This window comes from Ruegeria sp. N4, from assembly GCF_056531425.1.
Window position 1 is genome coordinate 229,978 of the sequence record NZ_JBQFLT010000005.1, and the last position, 23,385, is coordinate 253,362.

Below are 23,385 nucleotides of genomic sequence, written 5' to 3' on the forward strand. Positions count from 1 at the left end.
ATATGTGACTTTTTGTGGGGTATAGCCGTGCATCGGGCTGGTTCAGCCTTTCGACTGGCCTTGCCTGCGTTTGGCGCGCAGGGTCGGATCGGCCTGCGTTGGGTCTTCGGGCCAGGGGTGTTTCGGGTATTGCGCGCGCATGTCCTTGCGCACGTCCGCGTAGGATCCGGACCAGAAACCGGGCAGGTCGCGGGTGATCTGAATGGGCCGCTGTGCCGGGGACAGAAGGGTGATCTTCAAGGGGGTGCCCCCGACAACCGGATGCTGGGTAACTCCGAACAATTCCTGAAGGCGCACGGCAATTTCGGGGGCCGCGCCGCTGTAATCAATGGGAACTTTGCGACCCAAAGGCGTGACAAACGAACCCGGCGCGCGCCGATCCAGTTCCTGCGTTTGCGCCCAGTCCAGACGGGCGCGCAGGGCGGGCAACAGGTCAAACCGTTTCCAGTCTTCGGCTGAGCGGACGCCGGTTAGCATCGGCAGCAGCCAATCCTCAAGCGTATTCATCAAGCCCTCAATCGAGAAATCGGGCAAATCGACCCCGTCCACGCGCACCAGTTCCACCCGTGCGGCAAGGCGGGCGGCGGCTCCGTCCAGGTGCAGCCCCAGATCGCGCACGCCGTCTAGCATGGCCCCAGCCACCGCGTCTTCAGGCACGTCCTTCCAGATACGATCCCCAAGCGTGATCGCGCCGAATTGCTCCTGCCGTCTGGCGACAACGCGACGATCCCGTTTGGACCAGACGCAACTGTCGATCCAACGGATCTGATCGCCGAATTGATCGCGAATCTCACGTTCCGAGATCTGAACTGCCATCCGAACCCGTGCCTCGCGCGGGTTTCCGTCGGTGTCGAGCACAACTAGATAGGGGGCTGCGGCCAGTGTGTCGTCGTTTTCCAGAATAACCCCTTTGCCACCTGACAACACATATCGCGGCGCATCGCCTTTGCGCCGCTGTCCGATCCGGTCGGGATAGGCCAGCGCTGCCATCGCGGCAGGGCTTTGGGTGTCGGTCTGGGGTGGGGCAACGGCCCGCAGGCGTTTTGCCTCGGCCTTGATCCGGTCCAGCGCACTCACGTTCACCTGCCAGGGCTTCCCCCTTTGAAACGCGCGCAGGTCTTTCATTGCATCCAGCCGCAACGCCAAATCGACCGGAGCGCCACGCAGCGGGTCCCGCTCGGCCAGCAAGGCAGCAAGCGGCGCGGCCTGAGCCCCGGCGCTTACCAGCATATGGCCCAGACGCGGATGCAAAGGCAGCGCCGCCAGATGTCGCCCGTGATCGGTGATCCGCCCTTTGCCGTCGATGGCATTCAACATACCAAGCAGGACTCTGGCCTCGGTCAACGCGCCTTCGGGCGGCGGCGTCAGAAAGGCCAGATCGCCAGGGTCCGCACCCCAAAGGGACAGCTCCAACGCCAACCCGGTCAGGTCCGCCGACTCGATTTCGGCAGGCGGGTAGGCGGCCAGCGCGCCCTCTTCCCCCTTGGACCACAGCCGGTAGCAGACGCCCTCGGTCACACGCCCGGCGCGACCCATGCGTTGGGTTGCCTCGGCCCGCGTGACCCGCTCGGTTACCAGACGCGACATGCCCGAGCCCGGATCGAACCGTGCCCGGCGCGCCTGTCCCATGTCCACGACAACGCGAATATCGGGAATCGTCAGCGATGTTTCCGCGATTGAGGTGGCCAGTACGATTTTGCGCCCGTTTTCAACCGGAGCAATTGCCGCGCGCTGGGCGGCAAAGGGCAGGGCACCGAACAGGGGTCTTAGAACACAGTCCTTCGGCAAGCGTCGCGCCAGCGTTGCCTCGGCCCGCCGGATTTCCCCCTCGCCGGGTAAAAAGACCAGCACGCCGCCGCCTATTGAGCGAGTCTCGTGCACTGCGGTTTCAACCAGATCGCACAGCGCATCCAAACGGCGGGCTTGGGTGCCCAAAGGCCGATCCAGCCACCGAGTTTCGACCGGATAGCTGCGCCCTTCGGATGTGACCAGCGGGGCGTCCATCAACTGCCCGACGGGCTCGGCATCCAGTGTTGCGGACATGGCCACCAGTATAAGATCGTCACGCAGCGCCCCTGCAACCTCAAGACACAGCGCCAGACCCAGATCGGCATTCAACGAGCGTTCGTGGAACTCATCGAAGATCACGGCTCCGACCCCGGGCAGGTCCGGGTCGGATTGCAGCATCCGGGTCAGAATGCCTTCGGTAACGACCTCGATCCGGGTCTGTTTTGAGACCTTGGCGTCACCGCGCACGCGGTAACCGACGGTTTGGCCCGCACGCTCGCCCAGCGTTTCAGCCATCCGTTCTGCGGCAGCCCGCGCGGCCAGCCGGCGGGGTTCCAGCATCACGATCCTGCCGTCGCACAGTCCGGCCTGCAGCATGGCCAGCGGCACGCGCGTGGATTTCCCCGCGCCCGGCGGAGCCTGCAACACCGCACGGCGATGGTCGGTCAGGGCCGAGAGCAGTTCGGGCAGGGCGTCATCGATAGGCAGTCGGGTCATGTCGCCTTATCGCCAAAGCTTGGCGCAAGGTCCAGAAGGCCTGGCGGGAACCACGCATAAGTGCTCTGGACAAACAGGGTTCTGACCCTTCATTTAGGGCAAAATTCCAAAAGGGTCGCACGCATGGATATTGCTGAACTGGGTGAGAGGATATTGCAGGGCGAACGCCGTGCTTTGGCGCGTGCGATTACTCTGGTCGAAAGCATCCGGGCCGATCACCGGGCACAGGCGTCCGAGCTTTTGGCCTACCTCGCCAAATCTGGCCGCCAATCGCTGCGGATTGGTCTGTCAGGCACGCCGGGTGTTGGCAAATCCACGTTTATCGAAAGCTTCGGCATGATGCTGATCAGTCAGGGTCTGCGGGTCGCGGTTCTGGCGGTTGATCCCAGTTCGGCCCGGTCGGGTGGCTCGATTCTGGGCGATAAGACCCGGATGGAACGCCTGAGCCGCGAGCCAAACGCGTTCATCCGCCCCTCACCCAGTCAAAGTCATCTGGGCGGCGTCGCGCGTCGCACCCGCGAAGCCATTGCGCTGTGCGAGGCCGCAGGGAATGACGTTGTGCTGATCGAAACCGTCGGCGTCGGTCAGTCCGAGACGGTGGTCTCCGAACTGTCTGATCTGTTCCTGTTGCTGCTGGCCCCGGCTGGCGGGGACGAATTGCAGGGCGTCAAGCGCGGCATCATGGAAATGGCGGATATCATTCTGGTCAACAAGGCGGATGGCGATCTGAAGGCCACGGCAACGCGCACCTGTGCCGATTATGCAGGGGCCCTGCGGCTGCTGCGAAAACGACCTCAGGACCCCGAGGGGTTTCCCAAGGCCATGACCGTTTCTGCGGTTGAAGAACATGGGCTGGATCAGGCGTGGGACGAGATGCAGGCCCTTAGCCAATGGCGGCGCGACAAGGGGTATTGGGCCGCAAGCCGGGCAACACAAGCGCGGTACTGGTTCGATCAGGAGGTTCGGCATGCACTGCTGGCCCGGCTGGACACGCCCTCGGCCCGCGCCGAAATGGACCGGCTGAGCACTGAGGTCGGCGCAGGCACGCTCAGCCCCTCGGTTGCGGCGCGGCAGATGCTGACCGCCCTGGCGGCGGACTGACCCGGCCGCCCTTGCGCGCAACGCTTGGCTAGGGACCGGTTGTCGGTGTAGTCTGAACGCAATGTGTTGATACGTTGCTTTTTACATTGATTTCATTCGGTCTTGGCCCCGGCGGTTTTGTCTGGTGCTAAGCTGACAGACGGGAACTGCCGACCATGCCCAATATTCGCGGCACCAATGGCAATGACATAATCGACGTTACCGATGACAACGGGACGTTGAACGGCACGCCGCAGGGAACGCCGATTGACAACGTTCGCGGCCGACGCGGTGATGACGAGATAACGGTCACCAACAGCACGGTTGTTGGCATCGTAGGCGGCGGGGGCGGCGATGACGACATCACGGTCACCGGCAGTACCGTGGGAACCGTGGGCGGCGGAGGCGGGGCTGATACCGTCGTTGTGCGCGGATCGGACATCTCGAACATCAATCTGGGCAATGGCAACGACACGTTGGACTTTCAAAGTTCAACCATCTCGGGTTCGATTGATGGCGGCGGGGGCACCGATACGCTGAACCTGCCCGAAGGTACGGTGATCAATGACAGCACATTCGGGACGATCACGGTTGTGGCGGGGACCAGTTATTCCCTGTCCAGCGGATCGTTCACGCTGCCATCGGGCACGACGGTCACCTATACGGCGTTCGAAAACGGGGCCGGGTTTCCCTGTTTCACTCGCGATACCCTGATCCGGACGGATAAGGGGAACCGCCCCATTCAAACCCTGACGACCGGTGACATGGTTCTTACCATTGGCAATGGGCTGCAGGCTATCCGCTGGGCGGGCAAAAGGCGGTTCGACCTGGCGGCGATGGAGCGTGACCCCAAGCTGCGTCCGGTTCGGATATTGGCCGGTGCCTTGGGGGAAGGGGTGCCGGACCGGGACCTTCTGGTGTCGCGGCAACACAGGATGCTGGTGCAGTCCAAGATCGCCCAACGGATGTTTGGCGCGGCCGAGGTTTTGATCCCCGCGATCAAACTGACCGCGCTGCCTGGTATTTTCGTGGACCAAGAGGTGCAGGAGGTTGAGTATTTTCACCTTCTCTTCGACCGGCATGAAATCATCGAAGCCGAAGGCGCACCGACCGAAAGCCTTTTCACCGGCCCCGAGGCGCTGAAATCCCTCAGCCGCGACGCACGGGCCGAGATTTTCGGGATATTCCCGGAACTGGCGGACATAAACCACCAGTCGGATCTGGCCCGCTTTGTGCCCAAGGGGCGGCACCAGATGAAACTGGTGGCACGGCATCTGAAAAACAACAAACCCCTGTTGCAACGCCCTTGATCCCGATACAGGTTCCGGGGGCCGGGCAATGCCTGCTGACATAGTGCAAAGAATTCGTGCTGGCTGTCTTGACCCTTCCTGCGATTCCCACTACACGCATCCAACCAGTTTTCGGGCGCGACTTCGGGTTGCGCCCCTTGTGATTTGGCCGCAGGCATTTTGCCCGGCCTCCAGAAACAAAGGAAGAAACCATGTCGCGCCGTTGCGAACTGACCGGAAAAGGCCCGATGACTGGCAACAATGTCAGCCACGCCAACAACAAAACCAAGCGTCGTTTCCTGCCGAACCTGAACGACGTCACCCTGCAGTCCGAAGCTCTGGGCCGTGGCGTCAAGCTGCGCATCTCGGCTGCTGCTCTGCGTTCGGTTGACCACCGCGGTGGTCTGGACGCGTTCCTGGCCAAAGCCAAGGACGAAGATCTGTCGGCGAACGCGCTGAAAGTGAAGAAGGAAATCGCCAAGGCACAAGCCTCGGCCTGATTGCTTCCACTGCCAAGCATTCTTGACCCCGTACCAGTCTGGTGCGGGGTTTTTCTGTGTTAGGGGTGCTCTGGCGTGGCGCTATTGTTGACGATTTGGAAATAAAATCACCAAACCGTGAACTAGTTCACATACAGTCAGGCGGGCGCGACGTACCGTTGATGTATTCTTCTGGCGGGGGCCGTCCGATGTCATTTAAAAGTTTCTATATTTTTCTGTTGCTTACCAGTGTTTTCAAAAAGGCATACTTGGCTTGTACCCGTATGCAGCGCCGGGTGAATCATTCCCACACCAGCCTGACCAAGGGCACCGTCAAACGGCCCGGGCTGGACTACTAAAATCCGCTTCAAGCGCGACCCTTTGGCGCTTGAAGCGTTTTCGTTCTGTGAATTATATGCGGATCAGGATGAGATCTGCTGTTCATAGCCTGTTCCCCATTGTGCTTTCCCTGTTTGTGGTTCTGACCGGGCAGGGTGTCGCCGTCTCGCGCGGCGTGGACAAGGCTGTGGGTCAGATGGTGCTGTGCACCGGAAACGGGCCGGTTGTCGTTTACATGGACGAGAACGGGCAACCGACGGCCCCCCCGCACTATTGTCCCGACTATGCGCTGACGCTGCTGGGGGCGGTTGCGATTGCGCAACCGTCATTGCCCCAAGCCCCGTTGCCCGAAATGCCGCCCCTTTTGCGGGTCGCAGAAAGCCTGATTGCACCGCCTGTTCCGCAAACACCGGCGCGCGCGCCTCCTTCGATCGTCTGACTTTTTCCAAAAAACTCAAATCGCGAGAAAAAGGAGACGTAAGATGTCCCTCAAAACCACTCTGTTTGCTGCCCTTGCAACCGCCATTCTGGCTGGTCCTGCCCTTGCCGAGGGCACAATTGTTGTCGACGACGCCTACGCCCGGTCTGCAGGCAAGGCCGCCAAGGCGGGGGCGGCGTTCATGATGATCAAGAACACCGGCGACACGGATGATCGTCTGGTCAGTGTCACTTCGGATGTATCGGCCCGGGTCGAACTGCATACGCACAAGATCAACGATGACGGGGTCGCCCAGATGATCCATGTCGAGGAGGGCTTTGTCATCCCGGCGGGTGAAACGCACATGCTGAAACGTGGTGGTGACCACGTCATGTTCATGGGTCTGAAAGAGCCGTTCGAACAGGGCGCGACGGTTCCGGTCACGCTGGTTTTCGAACAAGCGGGCGAGATTGTGATCGAGGTTCCGGTCGATCTGGAGCGGCAGGATAAGCACGGCCACGAACATAAGCACGAGCACGGATCGGAGTCGAACTAAGACTTCGCCTGTCTTCGGGCCGCTCTGCGGCCGTCATCCATGCGACAGGCCGGGCGATGCCCGGCCTGTTGTCGTTTTTGGCCGGTGTCGGTGAGTATGTGTTCAGCGGTTCACCGTCTTTAGTCCCACGCGACTTTTGGCATTGCGAAAACGTATCGCCAGCCAGACCATGACGGCTGAAATAGCCAGGGCCGAGAACGCGATGGCCCATCCCAGCGCCACGAGCGCAATGGCGGGCCAGATCATCAACACCAACCCGACAATCAGTGCAGCAAACCCCGACCCGCGCATCGAGCCGCGCTGTGGGTCGCGTTCGTGCATCTGACCGGCTGCCGCCAATGAACCGATGCCGATGATAAGCGCCCAAGCCCCCAACAGGAAAAACGCCAGTTTGACGGTGCCTTCGGGCCAGATCATCAGGATCAGACCGATCAGAACACCGCCAATGGCGGCCCCGCCCAGCAGCCCCCGACGCCCAACACCGAACAATGTCAACGCGCCATCCAGGATCAGCAACGCCCCCACCAGCCTCAGCAACAAGGCGATACTGCCCGAGGGCCAGAACAGGGCGGCGATGCCCACAGCCCCGGCCAGCACCCCGCGCAGCAGAAAGGTCCACCACAGGCTGGCCAATTGCGCGCTCAGCATGTCGCGGCCCGCCATGCTGCCTTCGTCCATGATTTCACCGGTTCGGGGATCTTGGTCTGTCATGACATGGTCTCGCTTTGGTTATGTGGTCCGCTTATAGATGGTTTGTTATGTCTTGGCCTGTAACAGCCGATCAACCCATAACGGCACAGTTTCGGTTGCCTTGCCGACCAGCCTGTCATCAAAGCTGTTGTCTGTGGGTTCAAGATTGATCTCGATCGTTTGCGCCCCGAATGCCTGTGCCTCGCTCGCAAAAGCAGCGGCGGGATAGACTTGGCCGGATGTTCCGATTGCGGCAAAGATCGAGGCTGTCGCCAGATGGCCGAAGATGTCATCCATGTGATAGGGCATCTCACCGAACCAGACCACATCGGGCCGCGCGGCAGGGGCGTTGCAGGCCGGGCAGGGCTCGGCCACGGCCATCTCGGGCGGCGCGGTCCAGCGATGTCCGCAAGAGGCGCACAGCGCGCCAGCCAAAAGGCCGTGCATGTGGATGACGCCCTCGGCCCCTCCGGCCTCGTGCAGGCTGTCGACGTTCTGCGTCACGATCACGACCTCGCCGGGCCAGTCCCGCTGTAGCCGGGCCAGAGCGTGATGGGCTGCATTGGGCTGCACCTGCGCGGCCTGGACGCGGCGAGCGTTGTAGAACCCTTGAACCAGGGCCGGATTGCGGGCAAAGGCCTCTGGCGTTGCGACATCTTCAATCCGGTGCTGCGCCCACAGCCCATCTTCGTCGCGAAACGTGCTGAGCCCGCTTTCGGCGGAAATACCGGCCCCGGTCAGAATGACGATCTTTTCCATATGTCCTCGGCGCGTTAAGAGATGAGTTATGACACACCGTATCCTCTTTGTCTGTCTGGGCAATATCTGCCGGTCCCCTGCGGCCGAAGGCGTGTTTCGCGCCCGTGCCCCTCAATACATGTCCGACAGTGCCGGAACCTCGGGCTGGCATATCGGCAGCCCGCCGTACGGCCCGATGCAAGAGACTGCCCGCACGCGCAACATCGATCTGAGCGATCTGCGCGCGCGCCAGTTCGTGGCTGAAGATTTTGACCGGTTCGATCTGATCGTAGGGATGGACGCGAACAACATCGCCGATATCGAAGCCCTGCGTCCATTAGGCAATGAGACCCCTGTGCGGCTGCTGACAGATTTTGCACCGCAGACAGGGGCGGATCACGTGCCTGACCCTTACTACACGCGGGATTTCGACGGGGTTTTGGATTTGATCGAGGTCGCGGTTGACGGCCTTGTGGACCATTTGGGCGATTAGCCGTCCATCACCTTCAACTGACCGCTCAACCACGGCAGTTTCGCCATGGCGGGATCGATGATCTGGCTTTGCATCAGACGCCGCATCATCCCGGCGACCTCTTGCGGAACCTGATCGGACCAGTCTGTCCGCGTGAACAGCGAGATTGTTCGGGAAAACGCGCCAAACGGGCAGGGGTGGGCCTGCAGATCATCATGGAACCGCGTTGCGCGCATATAGCCCAGCGGTGTCGTGATCGCCCAGCCCAACCCCCGCGCGACCATGGCCATCAGCGCCAGATGCGAGCCGATCTCGAACCGTTCCTCGAACTCCATCTGCTGTCGGGCCACATGGCTTTCGATCTGGCGGCTGATCAGTTGCTCGCGCGCATAGCGCAGGAATGGCAGCTCCTGAACGGCAGCATCCGCTGAGCCTGCGCCGTTAGGGGCCACCAGAATGAACGGATCCTGAACCAGGGGGTATTCGACCACACCTTCCAGCAATTCGCCGCTATGGGCCGAGACCGCCAGATGCAGTCGCTGCGCGTCCAACTCGGCAAACAGGTCCAGACTGGGCAGGGTGATCAGCTTGAATTTCGACCGGGTCAGGCTGTCGGCCAGCAAGGTGGCCAGCCGTGGCGTCAGGTCATTGTCGAAATCGTCGATCAGGCCAATGGACAGAGTGGTCAGATGCCCCAAATCCATCACGGTCAACTCGCTTTGCGCCATTTGCAGCTCGGCCAGAACCGCTTCGGCCCGCGACAGAAAGCTGCGCCCGGCCTGCGTCAGACGCATGGGCCGCCGCCCGTGATCCACCAGATCGGTGCCTAACGCCTTTTCCAGATTGCGCAATTGCTGGCTGACCGAGGGCTGGCTGAGCCCCGTGATCTCGGCCGCTTGCGCCACCGATCCCGTCCGCGCCAACGCCTCGAACACTTCGAGACCGCGCAGGGTCAACCCTTTCATTACCATGCAACGTCCTTTCGCTGCGCCTTTTCTGAGGGGCAGCGGGCGTCAGGTCAAGAAGAGGAAGCGCTTAGCTACAGATTGCCTGCGCCATTTGGCCGAAGTTCTGATACCGATCCCACAACGCATCATCGCGCGCCGTGCGCGACATCTTCAATTCCTGCGCCTGATGGGGGTCTTCGAACCATTTCGAGACGGTTTTCTGATCGCTGCGCGTCAACGCCTGATCCGCCACGCGTTGAATGCAACTGCACCGATCCCGCGTCGCCGCCTGACGATCTGACGCCAGACATGCCCGTTTGATCTGGGACGCGTCCACAGTCGGCGCAAATGCCGTCAGCGACGTCGCACAAAATGCGATTAAGAGGAACTGTTTCATACTCGAGCCTCGTTTTTTGCCTGCCCGGAGGGGTCTTGTGCCCCTCTCGGTCTGCGGCGGAGTATGAATCAAACAGGGGAGCGGATCAATTGGGTTGTTGGGAAAAGCGAATACACGAGTCGGAAACACCCCACCCGTAGGCCGGGCTTCGGCCCGGCGCCGCTTACGATAGATACGGCAGCCACCGTTCAATTGCTTCGATCAGCCCCTCGATTTTTTCGGGATACTTGGCAGCATATCCCGCTCCGGTCGCAGGAATACCCCACTTGATCAATGTGTCGACCGCAAGATCGCCTTTGCCTGCACACCACCTGATAAAGCTTGCCAACCCAGATTTGAACTTAGCTAGGATCGCCTCGATCCACTCGCGAGTAGGATTTTCATCTTCTAAGGCGGTCGAGAGTTCTTTCTCTGCTTCCCAGATCAACGAAATCGAACCAACCAAAAGCTCATCTTGAATGCTCTCAGGCGGGTTGTTCCCTCCGATACCGTGGCGCGCAGAGGTTCTGGAATAAGGGTCGTCGTCTAAGCCTTTGAGGGCTGTTTCAACATCCCAGCGAGCCCGAATTTGTTCGATTTCAAGGGCGACGGCATCTAGCCCGGAGCTCCAGATATCTTCGCTGATTAATGCGATCCTTCTTTGAAGCTGCCAGTCTAGCGGCTTTCCAACTAAAAACCCGTGATGCCACTCACGCCAGAATGCGAACCTCTGCCCATGAAAATACTCGCTGTAGTTGATGCGCTGATCCAAAGGCACTTTGAAATCGACAGTGTCATTCCAAAGTGGTCGATCGAATGCATCTCCCTTTGGGATACGCGAGTCGGCAAGGCTTGTGTTTAACAGTAATGCAAATGCAGCATCATAAGCATGCCGAGTTGAGAAATCTCTAGGAGTTTGGCCAAACAGGAATTGCTCCTGATCAGCCTCTGACGCAAATGATACTGCTACGCTTTCGATAGTCTCTATTGCACTAGTACTGTCACGGTTAAGCGTGGCAATGGCTGCGAGATATGCTGATGACTGCCCTATGAAACGTTCACGTGCGATTAGGTGAGCTATGGTTTGATTCAATGCGTTTTTGGACTCGATACAATGAAACCGAGAATGGACAACTGCCTGCAGCAATAGTCGCCCGTACGGAAAAACATTCTTCTCACTCGCATCGATGTTGCCGCTCAGGTTTGGAGGGGTGAAATTCCTAAAGGCCGCTCGAAGTGCAACTTCGATGCACTTGTCTATTGAGTGGCGCTCAAGTGCCAATCTGAGCTGCTCCAAATCTTCCACTTCGACCATCGCTATCTCATCGCAGAGGATTGGCGTTCCCAGACACTAAACGTGCCACCTTGACCAACCCACGATTCCTCTACATATCCCCACCCCATGACAGACCTCGCTCATATCCGCAATTTCTCCATCGTCGCGCATATCGACCATGGCAAATCCACCCTTGCTGACCGGCTCATTCAAGAGACCGGAACGGTCAAGGATCGCGACATGAAGGAACAGCTGCTCGACAGCATGGATATCGAGCGCGAGCGTGGCATTACGATCAAGGCCAACACGGTCCGCATCGACTATACCGCCGATAATGGCGAGGCATATGTGCTGAACCTGATCGACACCCCCGGCCATGTGGACTTTGCCTATGAGGTCAGCCGGTCCATGCGCGCGGTCGAAGGCTCGCTGCTGGTTGTGGACTCGACCCAAGGGGTCGAGGCGCAGACGCTGGCGAATGTCTATCAGGCCATCGATGCCGATCATGAGATCGTGCCGGTGTTGAACAAGATCGACCTGCCCGCGTCCGATTGTGACCGCGTGGCCGAGCAGATCGAGGATGTGATCGGCATCGACGCGGCCGACGCGATTCAGGTTTCCGCCAAGACGGGGCAGGGCATCCACGAAACGCTTGAGGCCATCGTGCAGCAACTGCCCGCGCCGCAGGGTAATCTGGACGCGCCGCTCAAAGCGATGCTGGTGGATTCGTGGTACGACGCCTATCTCGGCGTCATCGTTCTGGTCCGCATCATGGACGGGACGCTTAAAAAGGGCATGCGGGTCAAGTTCATGTCGAACGGCACCCTGCATCACGTCGACCGCGTCGGCGTGTTCCGGCCAGAGATGGAGATGGTTGACTCGCTGGGCCCCGGTGAGATCGGGTTTCTGACGGCATCCATCAAACAGGTCCGCGACACCCGCGTCGGCGACACGATCACCAATGATCGCAATGGCACCGAAGTAGCGCTGGACGGCTTCAAACCTGCGCAGCCGGTGGTGTTCTGCGGCCTCTTCCCCGTGGACAGCGCCGAGTTCGAAGATCTGCGCGACGCGATTGAGAAACTGGCGCTGAACGACGCCTCGTTCTCGTACGAAATGGAAACCTCGGCCGCGCTGGGCTTTGGCTTCCGCTGCGGTTTCCTTGGCCTTCTGCACCTTGAGGTCATCCGCGACCGCATCGAACGCGAATATAATATCGAACTCATCACAACCGCGCCGTCGGTGATCTATCACGTCTACATGAAAGACGGTGAGATGATCGAGCTGCACAACCCCGCCGACATGCCGGACTTGTCCAAGGTGGACCACCTTGAGGAGCCGCGCATCAAGGCGACCATTCTTGTTCCGGACGAATATCTGGGCGACGTGCTGAAACTGTGTCAGGACCGCCGCGGCATTCAACTGGACCTGACCTATGCGGGCTCACGCGCGATGGTTGTCTATGACCTTCCCCTCAACGAAGTGGTGTTTGATTTCTATGATCGCCTGAAATCCGTAACAAAAGGTTACGCCAGCTTTGACTACCAGATGACCGGCTATACCGAGGATAATCTGGTCAAGATGTCGGTTCTGGTGAATGACGAACCGGTTGACGCGCTGTCGACCATGGTTCACCGCGACCGGGCCGAGATGCGGGGCCGGGCGATGTGCGAAAAGCTGAAAGACTTGATCCCGCGCCACATGTTCAAAATCCCGATCCAGGCCGCCATCGGCGGCAAGGTCATCGCCCGCGAGACCCTCTCGGCCCTGCGCAAGGACGTGACCGCTAAGTGCTACGGCGGGGATGCGACGCGGAAGCGCAAACTGCTGGACAAGCAGAAGGCCGGTAAGAAAAAGATGCGTCAGTTCGGGAAGGTTGATATCCCGCAGGAGGCATTTATTAGCGCTCTTAAGATGGATAGTTAGAATATGTCCCTGCTAAGATTTACTCGACCGAAGCTGGAAACGGTTTTTACACCCCGTAAGCCTCTGAATGAGAAAATCTATGTTGAGCGAAGAGACTTGGAAAGGCGATTTGACCGCGCGATCCGAGGCACACAACACATTGCGGTATTCGGGGACAGTGGGAACGGCAAAACTTGGCTCTATCAGAAAGTCCTGAAAGAGAAAAAGTGCCCATATGTAATCGTTGATTTGTCGATCGCGAAAACTGACGGTATAGACCATGCATTTAGAGCCGCTTTGAGCCAGCCGTATGGGTGGGCTCCAGAAGCGAAAAAGAACAAGTCTTCAGGCGGCGTGAAAGCTGGTCTAGAAGTAAAAAAAGAAAACGAAACTCAGTATACATTCGCTGACAAGCCGCCTTTCGAAAAGCTGATTGATGAGATTAGTAAGATGAGCGGCGGAAGCAAGTTTATTGTATTTGACAACTTGGAATCTGTTGCGGATGAAAAAGACATATTGAGTGCACTAGCAAGTTATATCTTGCGACTTGACAACCCTAGGTTTGCAGCTTCAGGTGTTAGATTTCTTTTTGTTGGAGTTGTCTCAGACATAAGGAATATCTTGAGCGGAAGCAATTACATCGAAACGATTGCCAATCGCGTTCATGAATTGCCTGAAGTTAAGAGGCTCTCTCCTTTTGAGGCTGAGGAAGTGCTTAGGACTGGGTTTCTTGACTTGTTGTCAATCGATTTTGGAGACGACGAGACGGATGTAATTCACGGGTGCATGTACTATTCAGGTAGGAATGCCCAACAACTACACGAAATTGGTTTCAATGTTGCTTTCGAGGCGGAATCGAATGACTGGGTTGCAGATTGGGTTGATGCGTCCCGTGCAATTATCGACTGGGGTTCTTCAGCTTTGGCTGGGTACGCTCCTATTGTCCGCGCTCGATTGAACAAAAAAGACACTAGGGTACAAAGACGAAACCAAGTCCTTTACTGCATAGCGAAGAAAGCAAGGGACGAGTTCTCAGTTTCAGAAATAGACTTGTTCGTAAGAGAAGAGTTCCCTCACAACACAAACGTCTCTCAGCTAGGGATTGATCAAATCCTGAAAGGCCTCTGCCAAGATGAGGGCCCAATTCTAAAACGAGACGAAAGTACAAACAGATTTCGTTTTTGCCACCCTAAACTGAGAATTGCTATCAGGTATGTTTTAAAGAAAAGCGACGATGGAGATGTGGAGGAAAACAAAGACATTGCGAGGCCTCATTTCGATTAAGAAGTTCTGTCGATTAAATCGAAATTCTGATGCCGGGTAGCGAAACTAGTTTGGTGCAACGATGATGAGTTTTCGACGAATTTTGGAACGCTGGCCTGTCAGGACCATCTCGTTGACTTTATTTTCTTATGTCCTATTGGATCATTTCTTAAACTGGATTGCGACCTTTCCCCCTGAGAGCACGCTTGGTTCCGCAGTGTCTTGTTCTTCTTTTGGGTGTGTTACACGGGCATCCCAATCGGATTGCATCTGATCAGGAAGTCTCGCTTGCAGCGGTAGGGCGGGCTTCAGCCCGCCATTTGCTGTGACCTAACCGGCTGTCGGGTCTCTGGCGGTTCCATTGGCGGGCTGAAGCCCGCCCTACGAGGGTGAGGGGGCAATCTTCATTGTGACCCAATTCACATCTATCAACTCTACAATCTGATACTGTTGACTCATCGGAAACTCTCGGCAGGAGGCTCCAATGTCGACAACTATAATCCCCCTCATCGCGCTTGGATCGGCTGGCCTCTATTCCGTCGCCATGATCGCGATGAAGTTCTGGTGGAAAATCCCCGGTGTCGGCCTCGGCCTGTTGATCGTCGCCACGTTATTGGCGGGCGCGACGCTGGAACTCGCCGCGCTGCGCGAGGAGCGGTTGGGTATCATCTACACCGGCATTCTGGGGGCTGAGGTCATCCTGATCGCCGTCGCCTCATATTTCCTGTTCGGCGAGAATTTCTCGTATCGTGAGGTGTTTGGCATCAGCCTTGTCATCCTCGGCACCGCGTTGGCCTGGGCCTGAGGGCGCGCGTCATCTAACGCCAAGCTGAGCCTGCCGTTAAGTTTCCTTTAGGTAAGTTGTAACCGCCTCTCCCCCTCCCAATCTGTTCGACAAGGCCAGTGACGGCCACGATTTTACGGAGGAGAGACCATGACCAGATATATGACTGCCGGAGCGGCTGCTTTGGCCTCGACCCTCGCCCTTGGCAGCGCGGCTGCCGACACAACGCCCGATCTGCGCGGCACCTGGTCGGCCAGCCAGACGACGGTGTCGCCGTCAAACGCGGCCACAGGCGATGCGCCTCGGTTCAACCAGTCGGAATGGGTGCTGGAGATCCAGACGCAGCAGGACAACGTGTTCTGGGGCCCCAGCATGTGGCGGCGCAATGCGATGGATGACTGGACGCTTTATGAGGCGACCGGTTCGATCAGTCAGGACGGCTCGGGCAAGATCGGGATCGTCGAAAGCTCGGCCGAGCCAGCCGTCGGAGTGAACGCGCTGATCGATGCGCGCTATGAGGATGGCAGGATCTATGCGGATTTCCGTAGCCTGCGGACCGGAACGACCTACAGCACCGTTCTGGAACGACAGGTGAACTGAAGCGTTTCCGGCCTGATCGCATGTAGGGGGTACCTGCCGTCCATTCCGGCGGCCTGTAATAGGTAGCTAAGGTCAGGTCGGAACGCTTCTCAGATCAACAGCCCCGAGTCGTTCGATTCGGGGCGGTTTGGGAGTGGATTCGGCTGCGTGACCGTCTGTTTTCAAGTTTGCACGTGCAGCATCGGGTGATTTTTGGACCTGTGCCCGGTGTTTCGACTTTTCCGGCACCAAGCCTGCGCGGTTGCAAAACTTCTCGATTTATCCACATCGCCCTCCAGCCAGATATCAACAGGTTATCCCCGTCTAATTTCCATGCTGCAGTGCTATTTTCTTGCCGGATAAAGGGCGCAATGTAACAGTCTTATTACCGCAGCACTTCTTCGGATAGGGCGGCGGGGCGCAAGGGCCAAGGTGGCCGGAGCAAGTTGAGCAAGTCTTAGGATTTGGCTTAGTTTGCAAAGGTTTGCCAAGCGGTGATCGGTCAGTGTTGGGTGTCCGCCCAGTGGTGAGAGGTCAGCGTTTGAAACGGTTCAGGCGCGCTGCGGAGGCCTTCGGGTTCAAAGCGGCAGCCACAGTTTCGCAAGGGGCTGAGGCAACTGGATCGACGCACCCCTCGGGGCAAGTCGGACCGGTAAGGCGTCAGGAGTGTCCGAAAGGATGCATGCAAAGACCGCGTCTGCGCACCTGACGCCTTTTCCTATTCCAGAACAGGGTTCCATACAGGCTACCACTTACGACCCCCGAAAATGGCAACGGGGTTCTTTCGCGCGAACGAAAGAACCCCGTCTTAACGTCAGAAATGCAATGCCGCGTCTATGCACCTGTGCTTGTCAGATTAGCGCCTTCGGATCAGGTTTTCAACAATATGTTGATGCAATTCCACGCGACCCCGCAATATGCTGGGCGTGTCAGATGCTTTCCTGAACGTCGGTCGCGGCGTTCTGGATCGCGTCTCCGGCCTTTTCAATGTCTTTACCAGCGCCTTTGGCGGTTTCGCAGGCGGTCAGTGCAAACAGGCTCAGGCCAATCAGAATTGCGCGGATCATGCTTGTCTCCTTAGTGCTCGATCCTGTGTTCGGTAGCACCTTTTCCACCGGCGGGCCAGCGTTAGGCTGCGTCGTCCTGACAAAACAGTTCGTAGACGGTTTCCAGCATCTTGCGGGGGCGATCATCCGCAAGCCGATAGTAAATGGCTTTGCCCTCACGTCGCGGCAAGACCAGACCTTCCAGCCGCAGCCGGGACAATTGTTGCGAGACGGCGGCCTGACGGGCGGACAGCAACTCTTCCAGTTCGGTTACAGATTTTTCGCCGGACACAAGATGACACAGGATCATCAACCGACCTTCGTGGCTGATCGCCTTCAGAAAGTTTGAGGCGCGGGTCGCATTGTCGACCATTCGGTCTAAATCATCTCGAGTCATGTCCGAAGATAGCTGGGGAAGGGCCATCACTTCTATTCCTTGCAGGCCCGATGAGCGGGCGTTGTTTTCATTCCATAAGTGCTTTGCTCGCGAAACACTCCGTTACGTAGTTTGGACGTATTTTCCTATATGCATGAATCAAAATGTCGTGATGAATGTAAGGGGAATTTATCGTAACCCTTGTCCTTTATGATCCAGGGGCATTCGCGGAACAGGTCGGTTTCAGGCATGTCGACCGTCGCAACCCACCAACAATTCCACAATCGGGGGCCGATGTTTGCGGCCCCCCTTGCAGCCCCCCAGTGGCGACACTAAGACTCGGGTAATACTTGTTGGGATAGTCTCCCTAACCATAGCAAATCAGGCAGGTTACGAATGTTCGATCCAGTAGACACCTACATGAATACGCTTGTCCCCATGGTGGTCGAACAGACCAGCCGCGGCGAGCGCGCATATGACATCTTCTCGCGTCTGCTGAAGGAGCGGATCATCTTTATCAACGGTCCGATCCATGACGGGATGAGCCATCTGGTCGTGGCCCAGCTGCTGCATCTTGAGGCGGAAAACCCCAACAAGGAAATCTCGATCTACATCAATTCGCCGGGTGGTGTGGTGACCAGCGGTTTGTCGATTTACGACACAATGCAGTACATCAAGCCGAAATGTTCGACGCTGGTGATCGGTCAGGCGGCCTCGATGGGGTCGGTTCTGCTGGCCGGTGGTGAGAAGGGGATGCGGTTCTCGCTGCCCAACAGCCGGATCATGGTGCATCAGCCCAGCGGTGGTTATCAGGGCCAGGCCAGCGATATCATGATCCACGCGGCCGAGACGCAAAAGCTGAAGGATCGTCTGTATGACATTTACGTGCGTCATACCGGCCAAACCAAAAAGGCGGTTGAAAAGGCGCTGGATCGTGACAATTTCATGAGCCCGGAAGAGGCGAAAGAATGGGGCCACATCGACGAGATCGTTGAAAACCGTGCCAAGATGGACACGGAAGAGGCCTAAGAGACGGACCCCGCGCCCATCGCGCAGGGGTCATTTTGAGATTGTAGCCGCCACAGTGCTGGCCTAAGCTGCACGAACATGCGCAAGGGCGCCCCGGCAGACAGGGGCGCAGGGACGAAGCCCGAAAGGTAGATCATGGCGACGAATTCAGGCGGTGACGGCAAAAACACGCTCTACTGTAGCTTTTGTGGGAAAAGCCAGCATGAGGTGCGCAAGCTGATCGCAGGACCGACCGTTTTCATCTGTGATGAATGTGTCGAGCTGTGCATGGATATCATCCGCGAAGAGACCAAAGCCAGCGGGCTGAAGTCATCCGATGGTGTGCCGACGCCCAAGGATATCTGCGAGGTTTTGGACGATTACGTGATCGGTCAGGCCACCGCCAAGCGCGTGCTGTCCGTGGCGGTGCACAACCACTACAAACGTCTGAACCACGCCCAGAAAGCGGGCAGCGATATTGAACTCGCCAAGTCCAATATCCTGCTGATCGGCCCGACGGGCTGCGGTAAGACGCTTCTGGCACAGACTCTGGCGCGTATTCTGGATGTACCGTTTACCATGGCGGACGCAACCACGCTGACCGAAGCCGGTTACGTGGGTGAAGATGTCGAGAACATCATCCTGAAACTGCTCCAGGCCAGCGAATACAATGTCGAGCGCGCGCAGCGCGGTATCGTCTATATCGACGAGGTCGACAAGATTACCCGCAAGTCCGAGAACCCCTCGATCACGCGCGACGTCTCCGGCGAAGGTGTTCAACAGGCGCTGTTGAAGCTGATGGAAGGCACCGTGGCCAGCGTTCCGCCGCAAGGGGGGCGCAAGCACCCGCAGCAGGAGTTCCTGCAGGTGGACACCACAAACATCCTGTTCATCTGTGGCGGGGCCTTTGCGGGGCTCGACAAGATCATTGCGCAACGTGGCAAGGGTTCGGCCATGGGCTTTGGTGCCGATGTGCGTGACAATGATGACCGAGGCGTGGGTGAGATTTTCAAGGATCTCGAGCCTGAAGATCTGCTGAAATTTGGTCTGATCCCGGAATTTGTTGGCCGTCTGCCGGTATTGGCGACGCTGGAAGATCTGGACGAAGATGCTCTGGTCACCATCCTGACCAAGCCCAAGAACGCTCTGGTCAAGCAGTACCAGCGCCTGTTCGAACTGGAAGATGCCGAGCTTGGCTTTACGGACGATGCGCTGAAGGCGATTGCCAAGAAAGCGATCGAACGCAAAACGGGCGCGCGGGGACTGCGGTCGATCCTTGAGGATATTCTTCTGGATACGATGTTCGAGCTGCCGGGCATGAAGAACGTGACCGAAGTTGTCGTCAATGAAGAGGCGGTCAGTTCGGACGCGCAGCCCCTGATCATTTACGCAGATGCAGCACCGGAATCTGCATCCGCAGGTTAACCCAAGCGACGGTTCAAGGGGGCTCTGCCCCCATCGTGGCAAGCCACGATTCCCCCGAGGTATTTTGAAACAGAAGAAGTGCGGATCCTTTCTTCATCTGGCTAAAAATATCTCGGAGCGCGAGGCAGAGCCTCGCAATGAATCCGGTTTGCGTGGTGGAGTCCTTTTAAGTTCTCGGTACGGTGGATCGCAGTGAAACGTATTTCTTCAGGTGGCGAATTCGAAGCCAAGGCCGGGTATTGCCGCGCCGTGGTTGCAGGTGGTTGGGTACATGTTGCCGGGACCGTCGGGCAGGGAGATGACGTTGTCTCACAATGCCGGTCTGCGTTGTCCATCATAGAAAAAGCACTGGCAGAGGCCGGAGCGGAATTCTCAGACGTTGTTCGCGTCACCTACATGTTGCCGGATCGTCATGAATTTGAACCTTGCTGGCCCATTCTGGCCGAAACCTTTGGCGCAAACCCTCCGGCGGCGACGATGATCGAGTGTGGTCTGATCGATCCGAAATACCGTATTGAAATCGAAGTGACGGCATTCTTGCCCGAGTGACGCAGTCACGCGGGTGGTACTGGACCTTTGCCCGCCTTTCGGTCATATCTTGCCTGACGAACACGCCGGAGATCACCTATGGGACTTCTGAACACTCTTTTGCAGGCTGTGACTTGGTGGAACGGGGCGACCCTGAACACGAAACTTTATACAGCGCGCAAGGGTGTCAAAGTTGGTGAAGACAATGAAGGCAACGTGTTTTACCGCAATGCGGATGACAGCAAACGCTGGGTGATCTTCAACGGTGAGGCAGAGGCCAGCCGGGTTGATCCGGACTGGCACGGTTGGTTGCACCGGACTTGGGATGAGCCGCCGACCGACAAGCCGCTGCCCCACAAATCGTGGGAAAAACCGCATCAGGAAAACCTGACGGGCACTGCATTGGCATACACTCCGGCAGGATCGTTGCGCAGGCCTGATCCGGTCGAGCGCAAAGACTACGAGGCCTGGAGCCCCGAATAACAGAGGCGAGCAATGTCGACCCATAATTGGACCGAAGTTTTTGTCGGTGGCGCCGTATTGGCCGTTGCCGTTGCATTTGGCGTTTATGCCAGCCAATCGACCGGCCTGTCGCAAGGCGGCACTGGTTACGAGCTGGGCGCGTCCTTCCGCTCGCTCGAAGGGGTTGGTGTTGGCACCGATGTCCGTCTGGCTGGCGTCAAGATCGGCACCGTAACCGGGGTTGAGCTAAACGCGGACACGTACCGTGCGGATACGACCTTCACGATTTCTGACGGCATTCTGGTGCCCGATGACAGCGCCATTGTGATTTCGTCCGAGGGGTTGCTGGGTGGCAACTTTGTCGAGGTGATGCCTGGCGGCTCTCCGTTCTTTTTTGAGCCAGGGGACGAGATCGAGGACACACAGGGCGCGGTCAGCCTGATCTCGTTGCTGGTCAAATTCGTTGCCGGAGACGGCGGCGAATGAGGGGGCTGGCGCTGACCGCTCTGCTGCTCTGCGCGACGGGCGCGGCGGCACAGCAGAAGGTTGAATCCGGGCCCGGGGCGATGCTGCGCGGCCTGGACAAGGTCAGCGGTCAGACGGTCGATGTCGAAATGCAAAGCGGCGAGACTCAGCCGGTGTTTGGTCTGGACGTCGCACTTGGCGATTGCCGCTTTCCGGCGGACAACCCGACGGGTGATGCCTTTGCCTATCTGACGATCTGGGAAACCGGCAAAGCCGATCAGCTGTTTGATGGTTGGATGATCGCCACGTCGCCCGCGCTGAACGCATTGGATCACGCGCGCTACGACGTCTGGGTGATCCGCTGTATCACACCCCCGGCCGACTGAGTTATCGGGGCCGAAAAATCCGCGCTGGCTCTGATAGCCTCTTCCAGTGCTTTCCTGTAGCGGCCGCGCGGTATTTCGATTGCCCCGAGTGAGGCAAGGTGGGCCGTCAGAAACTGGGTATCGAACAGTTGAAACCCGGTTTGGCGAAGCCGATCGACCAAATAGGCCAGGGCGATTTTTGAGGCATCGGTGCGGCGCGAAAACATGCTTTCCCCAAAGAAAGCTGCGCCCAGAACAACCCCGTAAACGCCCCCGACCAATTGGTCATGGTCCCAGATTTCAAGCGAATGCGCATGGCCGGCCTGATGCAGCTGGCTATAGAGATCTCGCAGTTCGGCGTTGATCCAGGTGTCGGCCCTGTCGGCGCAGCCGTCGACGACTCCGGCAAAATCCCGGTTGATACTGACGTCGAAACCGCAATTACGGATACGCCGGGCCAGACTGCGTGAGATGTGAAAACCGTCCAGCGGGAACACGCCCCGCAGTTTCGGGTCGACCCAGAACAGGTCCGGGTCATCCCGATGTTCGGCCATCGGGAAAATGCCGATGGAATATCCATGCAGCAGAAGTTCGGGGGTCAGGCTCATCGGATATGCCCGAAGGCCGGAAGGGTGGACCCATCCGGCCTTGCGACTTTATTCGCCCATATTCTCCGCAAGCCAGTGCTCCAGCCAGTGGATGTTATAGTCGCCGCTATGCAGGTCGGGTTCCTGCAACAGCGCGTGAAACAGCGGCACGGTGGTGTCGATGCCGTCTACGATCAACTCTCCCAAAGCGCGGTCCAGACGGGCCAGAGCCTCGGCCCGGTCGCGGCCCTGAACGATCAGCTTGGCGATCAGCGAGTCATAGTACGGCGGGATCGAATAGCCATCATACAGCGCCGAATCCATCCGTACGCCCAAACCACCCGGCGCGTGATACGCGGTGATCTTGCCGGGGCAGGGCGAGAAGTTGGGCAGCTTTTCGGCGTTGATCCGAACCTCGATGGCGTGGCCATTGATTTCCAGATCGTCCTGACCGAAGGACATCGGCTCACCTGCCGCGACAAGGATTTGCTCGCGCACCAGATCGACGCCAAAGATGCCCTCGGTCACCGGGTGTTCCACCTGCAGGCGGGTGTTCATCTCGATGAAATAGAACTCGCCATTTTCGTACAGGAACTCGATGGTGCCTGCGCCGATATAGTTGATCTTGGCCACCGCGTCGGCGCAGATCTTACCGATCCTGGCGCGTTCTTCGGGGGTGATGCAGGGGCCGGGGGCCTCTTCGAACACCTTCTGGTGGCGGCGTTGCAGGGAACAGTCACGCTCGCCCAGATGGACGGCGTTGCCTTTGCCGTCGCCGAAGACCTGAATCTCGATATGGCGCGGCGTGGTCAGGTATTTCTCGATATAGACCTCGTCATTGCCAAAGGCGGCTTTGCCTTCGGCCCGGGCGGTCATGAAGGCGCTTTCCATCTCGGCAGCGTTCATCGCGACTTTCATGCCGCGGCCGCCGCCACCGGCGGTGGCCTTGATGATGACGGGATAGCCGAATTCCTCACCGATGCGTTTGGCGTCTTCCAGCGTGGGAACGCCACCGTCCGAGCCAGGAACACAAGGCACACCCAGTTCCTTCATCGTGTCCTTGGCGGTGATCTTGTCGCCCATGACGCGGATATGTTCAGCGGTGGGGCCGATGAAGGTGATGCCGTGGTCTTCGACGATCTGCACGAACTCGGCATTCTCGGACAGGAAGCCATAGCCGGGATGGATCGCCTGCGCGCCGGTAATCTCACAGGCCGAGATGATCGCAGGCACCGACAGATAGCTTTGCGGGCTGGGCGGAAGACCGATGCACACCGATTCGTCTGCCATGCGCACATGCATCGCGTCGCTGTCGGCGGTGGAGTGCACGGCGACCGTCTTAATCCCCATCTCGCGCGCGGCGCGGATGACGCGCAGGGCGATCTCGCCTCGGTTGGCAATCAGGATCTTGTCGAACATGGGCCCGC

26 protein-coding genes are annotated in these 23,385 nt (G+C 58.3%); 16 read left to right on the forward strand and 10 right to left on the reverse strand.

The features are described 5' to 3' along the window. Positions 1 to 42: 42 nt before the first annotated feature. Positions 43 to 2,505: an ATP-dependent helicase HrpB gene (gene hrpB, locus ACR0LW_RS10520; protein WP_480882609.1), complete on the reverse strand. Its 2,463-nt coding sequence runs from the start codon at positions 2,503 to 2,505 to the stop codon at positions 43 to 45. Between the two features lie 123 nt (positions 2,506 to 2,628). Between hrpB and meaB the strand changes: the two genes are divergently transcribed. From meaB to ACR0LW_RS10545, 5 genes are all read left to right on the forward strand, one after another. Then, positions 2,629 to 3,606: a methylmalonyl Co-A mutase-associated GTPase MeaB gene (gene meaB / locus ACR0LW_RS10525; RefSeq protein WP_170454137.1), complete on the forward strand. Its 978-nt coding sequence runs from the start codon at positions 2,629 to 2,631 to the stop codon at positions 3,604 to 3,606. 155 nt (positions 3,607 to 3,761) lie between these two features. Then, positions 3,762 to 4,895 carry a Hint domain-containing protein gene (locus ACR0LW_RS10530; protein ID WP_480882610.1) on the forward strand — a complete coding sequence of 378 codons (1,134 nt, stop codon included), beginning with the start codon at positions 3,762 to 3,764 and terminating at the stop codon, positions 4,893 to 4,895. A gap of 191 nt (positions 4,896 to 5,086) precedes the next feature. Continuing rightward, positions 5,087 to 5,374, forward strand: a complete 288-nt coding sequence (gene rpmB / locus ACR0LW_RS10535; protein ID WP_170454133.1) for a 50S ribosomal protein L28 — start codon at positions 5,087 to 5,089, stop codon at positions 5,372 to 5,374. Between the two features lie 406 nt (positions 5,375 to 5,780). After that, positions 5,781 to 6,131: a hypothetical protein gene (locus tag ACR0LW_RS10540; protein WP_480882611.1), complete on the forward strand. Its 351-nt coding sequence runs from the start codon at positions 5,781 to 5,783 to the stop codon at positions 6,129 to 6,131. Between the two features lie 43 nt (positions 6,132 to 6,174). Next, positions 6,175 to 6,666, forward strand: coding sequence for a copper chaperone PCu(A)C (locus ACR0LW_RS10545; protein WP_170454129.1), 492 nt, complete (start codon positions 6,175 to 6,177; stop codon positions 6,664 to 6,666). 102 nt (positions 6,667 to 6,768) lie between these two features. On the opposite strand, the gene ACR0LW_RS10550 is transcribed toward ACR0LW_RS10545, so the two are convergent. Continuing rightward, positions 6,769 to 7,377 carry a DUF308 domain-containing protein gene (locus tag ACR0LW_RS10550; protein WP_170454127.1) on the reverse strand — a complete coding sequence of 203 codons (609 nt, stop codon included), beginning with the start codon at positions 7,375 to 7,377 and terminating at the stop codon, positions 6,769 to 6,771. A 45-nt stretch (positions 7,378 to 7,422) separates the two neighbouring features. Then, on the reverse strand, positions 7,423 to 8,115 hold the full coding sequence (locus ACR0LW_RS10555; RefSeq protein ID WP_480626780.1) for an NAD-dependent deacylase: 693 nt from the start codon (positions 8,113 to 8,115) through the stop codon (positions 7,423 to 7,425). 28 nt (positions 8,116 to 8,143) lie between these two features. Here ACR0LW_RS10555 and ACR0LW_RS10560 point away from each other — a divergent pair, with 28 nt between their 5' ends. Next, positions 8,144 to 8,587 carry a low molecular weight protein-tyrosine-phosphatase gene (locus tag ACR0LW_RS10560; RefSeq protein ID WP_480882612.1) on the forward strand — a complete coding sequence of 148 codons (444 nt, stop codon included), beginning with the start codon at positions 8,144 to 8,146 and terminating at the stop codon, positions 8,585 to 8,587. Here ACR0LW_RS10560 and ACR0LW_RS10565 read toward each other — a convergent pair. The 3 genes from ACR0LW_RS10565 to ACR0LW_RS10575 form a co-directional block, all read right to left on the reverse strand. After that, positions 8,584 to 9,537, reverse strand: a complete 954-nt coding sequence (locus tag ACR0LW_RS10565) for a LysR family transcriptional regulator (protein ID WP_480882613.1) — start codon at positions 9,535 to 9,537, stop codon at positions 8,584 to 8,586. The two genes, ACR0LW_RS10560 and ACR0LW_RS10565, sit on opposite strands and share 4 nt — an antisense overlap. Positions 9,538 to 9,601: 64 nt before the next feature. Beyond that, the gene (locus tag ACR0LW_RS10570; protein WP_170632997.1) at positions 9,602 to 9,910 is read right to left on the reverse strand and encodes a hypothetical protein; all 309 of its coding nucleotides are present in this window, start codon (positions 9,908 to 9,910) and stop codon (positions 9,602 to 9,604) included. Positions 9,911 to 10,073: 163 nt separating this feature from the next. Continuing rightward, the gene (locus tag ACR0LW_RS10575) at positions 10,074 to 11,204 is read right to left on the reverse strand and encodes a hypothetical protein (RefSeq protein WP_480580378.1); all 1,131 of its coding nucleotides are present in this window, start codon (positions 11,202 to 11,204) and stop codon (positions 10,074 to 10,076) included. Between the two features lie 87 nt (positions 11,205 to 11,291). Here ACR0LW_RS10575 and lepA point away from each other — a divergent pair, with 87 nt between their 5' ends. The 4 genes from lepA to ACR0LW_RS10595 all read left to right on the forward strand — a co-directional run bounded on the left by lepA (position 11,292) and on the right by ACR0LW_RS10595 (position 15,717). Further along, positions 11,292 to 13,091, forward strand: coding sequence for a translation elongation factor 4 (lepA, locus tag ACR0LW_RS10580; RefSeq protein WP_480882614.1), 1,800 nt, complete (start codon positions 11,292 to 11,294; stop codon positions 13,089 to 13,091). A 3-nt stretch (positions 13,092 to 13,094) separates the two neighbouring features. After that, a complete protein-coding gene (locus tag ACR0LW_RS10585; RefSeq protein ID WP_480882615.1) occupies positions 13,095 to 14,354 on the forward strand; it encodes a hypothetical protein in 1,260 nt (419 codons plus the stop codon). 463 nt (positions 14,355 to 14,817) lie between these two features. Next, positions 14,818 to 15,138 carry a hypothetical protein gene (locus tag ACR0LW_RS10590; protein WP_480882616.1) on the forward strand — a complete coding sequence of 107 codons (321 nt, stop codon included), beginning with the start codon at positions 14,818 to 14,820 and terminating at the stop codon, positions 15,136 to 15,138. A gap of 129 nt (positions 15,139 to 15,267) precedes the next feature. Continuing rightward, positions 15,268 to 15,717, forward strand: a complete 450-nt coding sequence (locus tag ACR0LW_RS10595) for a hypothetical protein (RefSeq protein ID WP_480882617.1) — start codon at positions 15,268 to 15,270, stop codon at positions 15,715 to 15,717. Positions 15,718 to 16,625: 908 nt separating this feature from the next. Here ACR0LW_RS10595 and ACR0LW_RS10600 read toward each other — a convergent pair. Both ACR0LW_RS10600 and ACR0LW_RS10605 read right to left on the reverse strand, forming a co-directional pair. After that, positions 16,626 to 16,763, reverse strand: a complete 138-nt coding sequence (locus tag ACR0LW_RS10600; protein WP_170454105.1) for an entericidin A/B family lipoprotein — start codon at positions 16,761 to 16,763, stop codon at positions 16,626 to 16,628. A 61-nt stretch (positions 16,764 to 16,824) separates the two neighbouring features. Then, positions 16,825 to 17,166 (reverse strand): metalloregulator ArsR/SmtB family transcription factor, encoded by a 342-nt coding sequence (locus ACR0LW_RS10605; protein ID WP_170623662.1) that lies wholly within the window; start codon positions 17,164 to 17,166, stop codon positions 16,825 to 16,827. Between the two features lie 348 nt (positions 17,167 to 17,514). On the opposite strand from ACR0LW_RS10605, the gene ACR0LW_RS10610 reads away from it, so the two are divergent. From ACR0LW_RS10610 to ACR0LW_RS10635, 6 genes are all read left to right on the forward strand, one after another. After that, positions 17,515 to 18,147: an ATP-dependent Clp protease proteolytic subunit gene (locus ACR0LW_RS10610; RefSeq protein ID WP_170454101.1), complete on the forward strand. Its 633-nt coding sequence runs from the start codon at positions 17,515 to 17,517 to the stop codon at positions 18,145 to 18,147. A 135-nt stretch (positions 18,148 to 18,282) separates the two neighbouring features. After that, positions 18,283 to 19,551 (forward strand): ATP-dependent Clp protease ATP-binding subunit ClpX, encoded by a 1,269-nt coding sequence (gene clpX / locus ACR0LW_RS10615; protein ID WP_170454099.1) that lies wholly within the window; start codon positions 18,283 to 18,285, stop codon positions 19,549 to 19,551. Positions 19,552 to 19,737: 186 nt separating this feature from the next. After that, the gene (locus ACR0LW_RS10620; RefSeq protein ID WP_170454567.1) at positions 19,738 to 20,100 is read left to right on the forward strand and encodes a RidA family protein; all 363 of its coding nucleotides are present in this window, start codon (positions 19,738 to 19,740) and stop codon (positions 20,098 to 20,100) included. Positions 20,101 to 20,178: 78 nt separating this feature from the next. Further along, entirely contained in the window at positions 20,179 to 20,562 is a 384-nt protein-coding gene (locus tag ACR0LW_RS10625; protein WP_170454097.1) for an NADH:ubiquinone oxidoreductase subunit NDUFA12, read from the forward strand. Between the two features lie 12 nt (positions 20,563 to 20,574). Next, complete coding sequence (gene mlaD / locus ACR0LW_RS10630; protein ID WP_170454095.1) at positions 20,575 to 21,027, forward strand: outer membrane lipid asymmetry maintenance protein MlaD; 453 nt, start codon at positions 20,575 to 20,577, stop codon at positions 21,025 to 21,027. Beyond that, complete coding sequence (locus tag ACR0LW_RS10635) at positions 21,024 to 21,392, forward strand: DUF2155 domain-containing protein (protein WP_480882618.1); 369 nt, start codon at positions 21,024 to 21,026, stop codon at positions 21,390 to 21,392. Before mlaD ends, ACR0LW_RS10635 begins: the two co-directional genes overlap by 4 nt. Here ACR0LW_RS10635 and aat read toward each other — a convergent pair. Together aat and accC are read right to left on the reverse strand one after the other, a co-directional pair. Beyond that, positions 21,347 to 21,979, reverse strand: coding sequence for a leucyl/phenylalanyl-tRNA--protein transferase (aat, locus tag ACR0LW_RS10640; RefSeq protein ID WP_480882619.1), 633 nt, complete (start codon positions 21,977 to 21,979; stop codon positions 21,347 to 21,349). The two genes, ACR0LW_RS10635 and aat, sit on opposite strands and share 46 nt — an antisense overlap. A 48-nt stretch (positions 21,980 to 22,027) precedes the next feature. Beyond that, entirely contained in the window at positions 22,028 to 23,377 is a 1,350-nt protein-coding gene (gene accC / locus ACR0LW_RS10645; RefSeq protein ID WP_480882620.1) for an acetyl-CoA carboxylase biotin carboxylase subunit, read from the reverse strand. Positions 23,378 to 23,385 lie beyond the last annotated feature (8 nt).

Excerpts from the sequence above, each read along its gene's own strand:
- hrpB (WP_480882609.1), bottom strand. The coding sequence starts at position 2,505 with ATGACCCGACTGCCTATCGATGACGCCCTGCCCGAACTGCTCTCGGCC.
- meaB (WP_170454137.1), top strand. The coding sequence starts at position 2,629 with ATGGATATTGCTGAACTGGGTGAGAGGATATTGCAGGGCGAACGCCGT.
- ACR0LW_RS10530 (WP_480882610.1), top strand. The coding sequence starts at position 3,762 with ATGCCCAATATTCGCGGCACCAATGGCAATGACATAATCGACGTTACC.
- rpmB (WP_170454133.1), top strand. The coding sequence starts at position 5,087 with ATGTCGCGCCGTTGCGAACTGACCGGAAAAGGCCCGATGACTGGCAAC.
- ACR0LW_RS10540 (WP_480882611.1), top strand. The coding sequence starts at position 5,781 with ATGAGATCTGCTGTTCATAGCCTGTTCCCCATTGTGCTTTCCCTGTTT.
- ACR0LW_RS10545 (WP_170454129.1), top strand. The coding sequence starts at position 6,175 with ATGTCCCTCAAAACCACTCTGTTTGCTGCCCTTGCAACCGCCATTCTG.
- ACR0LW_RS10550 (WP_170454127.1), bottom strand. The coding sequence starts at position 7,377 with ATGACAGACCAAGATCCCCGAACCGGTGAAATCATGGACGAAGGCAGC.
- ACR0LW_RS10555 (WP_480626780.1), bottom strand. The coding sequence starts at position 8,115 with ATGGAAAAGATCGTCATTCTGACCGGGGCCGGTATTTCCGCCGAAAGC.
- ACR0LW_RS10560 (WP_480882612.1), top strand. The coding sequence starts at position 8,144 with ATGACACACCGTATCCTCTTTGTCTGTCTGGGCAATATCTGCCGGTCC.
- ACR0LW_RS10565 (WP_480882613.1), bottom strand. The coding sequence starts at position 9,537 with ATGGTAATGAAAGGGTTGACCCTGCGCGGTCTCGAAGTGTTCGAGGCG.
- ACR0LW_RS10570 (WP_170632997.1), bottom strand. The coding sequence starts at position 9,910 with ATGAAACAGTTCCTCTTAATCGCATTTTGTGCGACGTCGCTGACGGCA.
- ACR0LW_RS10575 (WP_480580378.1), bottom strand. The coding sequence starts at position 11,204 with ATGGTCGAAGTGGAAGATTTGGAGCAGCTCAGATTGGCACTTGAGCGC.
- lepA (WP_480882614.1), top strand. The coding sequence starts at position 11,292 with ATGACAGACCTCGCTCATATCCGCAATTTCTCCATCGTCGCGCATATC.
- ACR0LW_RS10585 (WP_480882615.1), top strand. The coding sequence starts at position 13,095 with ATGTCCCTGCTAAGATTTACTCGACCGAAGCTGGAAACGGTTTTTACA.
- ACR0LW_RS10590 (WP_480882616.1), top strand. The coding sequence starts at position 14,818 with ATGTCGACAACTATAATCCCCCTCATCGCGCTTGGATCGGCTGGCCTC.
- ACR0LW_RS10595 (WP_480882617.1), top strand. The coding sequence starts at position 15,268 with ATGACCAGATATATGACTGCCGGAGCGGCTGCTTTGGCCTCGACCCTC.
- ACR0LW_RS10600 (WP_170454105.1), bottom strand. The coding sequence starts at position 16,763 with ATGATCCGCGCAATTCTGATTGGCCTGAGCCTGTTTGCACTGACCGCC.
- ACR0LW_RS10605 (WP_170623662.1), bottom strand. The coding sequence starts at position 17,166 with ATGGCCCTTCCCCAGCTATCTTCGGACATGACTCGAGATGATTTAGAC.
- ACR0LW_RS10610 (WP_170454101.1), top strand. The coding sequence starts at position 17,515 with ATGTTCGATCCAGTAGACACCTACATGAATACGCTTGTCCCCATGGTG.
- clpX (WP_170454099.1), top strand. The coding sequence starts at position 18,283 with ATGGCGACGAATTCAGGCGGTGACGGCAAAAACACGCTCTACTGTAGC.
- ACR0LW_RS10625 (WP_170454097.1), top strand. The coding sequence starts at position 20,179 with ATGGGACTTCTGAACACTCTTTTGCAGGCTGTGACTTGGTGGAACGGG.
- mlaD (WP_170454095.1), top strand. The coding sequence starts at position 20,575 with ATGTCGACCCATAATTGGACCGAAGTTTTTGTCGGTGGCGCCGTATTG.
- ACR0LW_RS10635 (WP_480882618.1), top strand. The coding sequence starts at position 21,024 with ATGAGGGGGCTGGCGCTGACCGCTCTGCTGCTCTGCGCGACGGGCGCG.
- aat (WP_480882619.1), bottom strand. The coding sequence starts at position 21,979 with ATGAGCCTGACCCCCGAACTTCTGCTGCATGGATATTCCATCGGCATT.
- accC (WP_480882620.1), bottom strand. The coding sequence starts at position 23,377 with ATGTTCGACAAGATCCTGATTGCCAACCGAGGCGAGATCGCCCTGCGC.